1 protein-coding gene is annotated in these 3,683 nt (G+C 38.6%); it reads left to right on the top strand.

All coding sequences use genetic code 11. The annotated features are described in order from the left end of the window. Positions 1-310: 310 nt before the first annotated feature. Positions 311-3,683 (top strand): TIM-barrel domain-containing protein (locus AC1DPQ_RS21170; protein WP_477610785.1); only part of this gene is annotated, 3,373 nt, incomplete at its 3' end.

Here is a 3,683-nt window from a genome sequence, read left to right as displayed (position 1 = left end):
GTTCAGGAGGACGATCGCTGAATCTGTTCTATAAAATCGATCTTCTACAACCTTAATGCCCTTAATTTCTTAATGATAGAAAACATCACGCTATCTCTGGTAAAAAATTAGATAGGCAAACGATTGCGCGGTTTTTGTGCCTAAAAACGCACCATTTCCTTTAATGTGTTTGTTAACTTTATCCCATAGCAACTAAATTATCAGCTTGCTTAACTTAAACACATAACCAAATCAAAATTTAATGACCCCGCATTATTTTTTTAAACATTTTAAAATAACCAATCCCCAAAACCAACCTAAGCGCGTTGTTTTGGCATGTGCGTTTTTTTTAATTACCGCTCCGTTTTTTGTTTCTGCTCAACCAGCTGCTCAGAAAACCAATCAGGTAGCCGAAAAGGTTACCAAAGTGCTTGGTGCAAAAAAGATCAATACCACCACAGTAGAATTATTGCTTTCTGATAATCAACGTTTAACATTAGATTTTTACGGCGATAATATTTTCCGTCTTTTCGAAGACCCTACAGGAGGTTTCATACGCGATCCGGAAGCAAAACCAGAAGCCAAAATTTTAGTCGAAAACCCACGCAGGCCAGTTTCAAAACTGGATATTAAAGATGAGAACAATCAACTGTTCATATCTACTGGTAAGATTACGGTTCTTTTCGATAAAAATACTTCGCTGATCAAAATTATCAACCTTGCTACACAAGCTGTTGCTGTGGAAGAATTAGCTCCGATTCAGTTCGAAAAAGGGAAAGTAACCCTTAGTTTGAAAGAAAATCCACAGGAGTATTTTTATGGTGGTGGCGTACAGAACGGCCGTTTCTCTCACAAGGGAAGAGCCATTTCTATCGAAAACCAAAACAGCTGGACGGATGGGGGAGTAGCTTCACCAACACCTTATTATTGGTCTACCAACGGTTATGCTGTAATGTGGTATACCTTCAGTAAAGGAAATTACAATTTTGGTGCTAAAGAAAAAGGATTGGTGAAATTGGCACATGAAACCGATTACCTGGATGCTTTTTTTATGATTAACGATGGTGCGGTACCCTTATTGAACGATTTTTATCAACTTACCGGAAATCCTATTTTGTTACCGAAATTTGGTTTCTATCAGGGACATTTAAACGCTTACAACCGAGATTTTTGGAAAGAAGACGAAAAGGGAACTTTATTTGAAGATGGAAAACGTTACAAAGAAAGTCAGAAAGATAACGGCGGTATAAAAGAATCGCTTAACGGTGAAAAAAACAATTATCAGTTTTCAGCACGTGCGGTGATCGACCGTTATAAAAAACACGATATGCCTTTGGGCTGGGTACTTCCAAATGATGGTTATGGCGCAGGTTATGGCCAAACCGAAACATTGGATGGCAACATTCAGAACCTAAAGAGTTTTGGCGATTATGCCCGTAAAAACGGCGTGGAAATCGGTCTTTGGACACAATCTGATCTTCACCCTAAAGCAGAAGTAAGTCCGTTATTGCAGCGCGATATTATTAAGGAAGCCAGAGATGCAGGCGTTCGTGTATTAAAAACCGATGTAGCATGGGTTGGAGCCGGTTATTCATTCGGGTTGAATGGTGTTGCCGATGTAGCCCAGATTATGCCTTATTATGGTAATAGTAGCCGCCCGTTTATCATTTCGTTAGATGGCTGGGCGGGTACACAACGTTATGCCGGTATTTGGTCGGGTGATCAAACTGGTGGCGTTTGGGAATATATCCGTTTCCACATCCCTACCTATTTAGGTTCCGGTTTATCTGGCCAACCGAATATTACTTCCGATATGGATGGTATTTTTGGCGGTAAAAATCTAACCATCAATACCCGCGATTTCCAATGGAAAACCTTTACGCCAATGGAATTAAATATGGACGGTTGGGGAGCTAATGAAAAATATCCACATGCATTGGGTGAGCCTGTAACTTCGATTAACCGCAACTATTTAAAACTGAAATCGGAGTTAATGCCGTATACTTATAGCGTTGCTAGAGAAGCGGTTACCGGATTGCCGATCATCAGGGCAATGTTTCTGGAATATCCAAATGCCTATACCAAAGGGACTTCAACACAATATCAATACCTCTATGGACCTTCTTTCTTAGTGGCGCCAATTTATCAGGCTACCCAATCAGACGAAAAAGGTAACGATATCCGCAATGGTATTTATTTACCAGAGGGAACATGGATTGATTATTTCACTGGAGAAAAATATACTGGAAACAGCATTCTCAACAGTTTTGATGCCCCATTATGGAAATTGCCTGTTTTTGTGAAAAATGGCGCCATTATTCCGATGACGAATCCGAATAACAATGTTGCTGAAATCAATAAAGCAAACCGTATTTATGAATTATATCCTTTTGGAAAAACTTCATTTACCGAATATGATGATGACGGTGCAACAGAAGCCTATAAATTAGGAAAAGGTGCTTCTACTTTAATCGAATCAGCACTAGATCAGAAAAACAATGCCCTGGTTACCATTCATCCTGCAAAGGGCGATTTCGRTGGCTTTGTGAAAGAGAAAACAACTGAATTCGTCATTAACGTTACCGAAAAACCAAAAAGGTTAACGGCAAAAGTTGGGAACAGTAAAATAAAATTATCAGAAGTAAACTCAAAAGACGAGTTTTTAAAACAGTCTAATGTTTATTTCTACGATGCAGCCCCGAACTTAAACCGTTTTGCTACAAAAGGAAGTGAGTTTGAAAAAGTGGCAATGGTTAAAAACCCGCAATTGTTGGTTAAACTTCAATCTACCGATATTACCATCAATCCGGTAATACTTAGTATAGACGGTTTTAAATTCGAGCCCGTAGATAAACAACGTGTATCAACAGGTAAATTAACTGCTCCTGCTAATGCAAGGGTAAGTGATAAAAACAGAGAAGCCTATACGCTTAGCCCTAGCTGGAGTAAAGTGAGCAATGCAGATTTTTATGAAATTGATTTTAACGATATGCATTATACTACTATCCGAGATACTGCTTTGTTGTTTGATGGTTTATTAGCCGAAACAGCTTACAGTTTTAAACTGCGTGCAGTAAATAAAGATGGTTATTCTGATTGGACCGAAATTAAAGCAACTACTAAAACCAATCCTTTAGAGTTTGCTATTCAGGGTATTGTTGCCGAAACTACGGTGGAAAATCAAGGAGGTTCTGGTATCAATAAATTGTTCGATTATGATGAAGGTAATACCTGGCATACCAAATGGGGTGTTAAGGCAGTTCCTTTTGATATGATCATTGATCTGAAATCGATCAACCAACTGGATAAATTCCACTACCTGCCACGCACAGGAAGAGGGAACGGGATTTTATTAAAAGGTAAAGTGTTTTATAGCAATAATAAAGAAAGCTGGACAGAAGCTGGTGCATTTGAATGGGCCAATAACGACGAAATTAAAATATTCAATTTTACTGCACATCCTGCTGCACGTTACCTCAAAATTGCTGTTGCTGATGGTGTAGGTGGTTTTGGTTCAGGTAGAGAGCTATATGTATTTAAAGTTCCTGGTACCGAAAGTTATCTTCCCGGCGATATCAATAACGACCGTTTAATTGATAAGAACGATTTAACTTCTTACATCAATTATACTGGTTTAAGAAAAGGTGATGCTGATTTTGAAGGTTATATCAGCAATGGCGATATCAATAAAAACAATTTGATTG

This window comes from Pedobacter sp. 01T416_2 (genome assembly GCF_056398925.1).
This window is presented reverse-complemented; position numbering and strand designations above follow the sequence as displayed.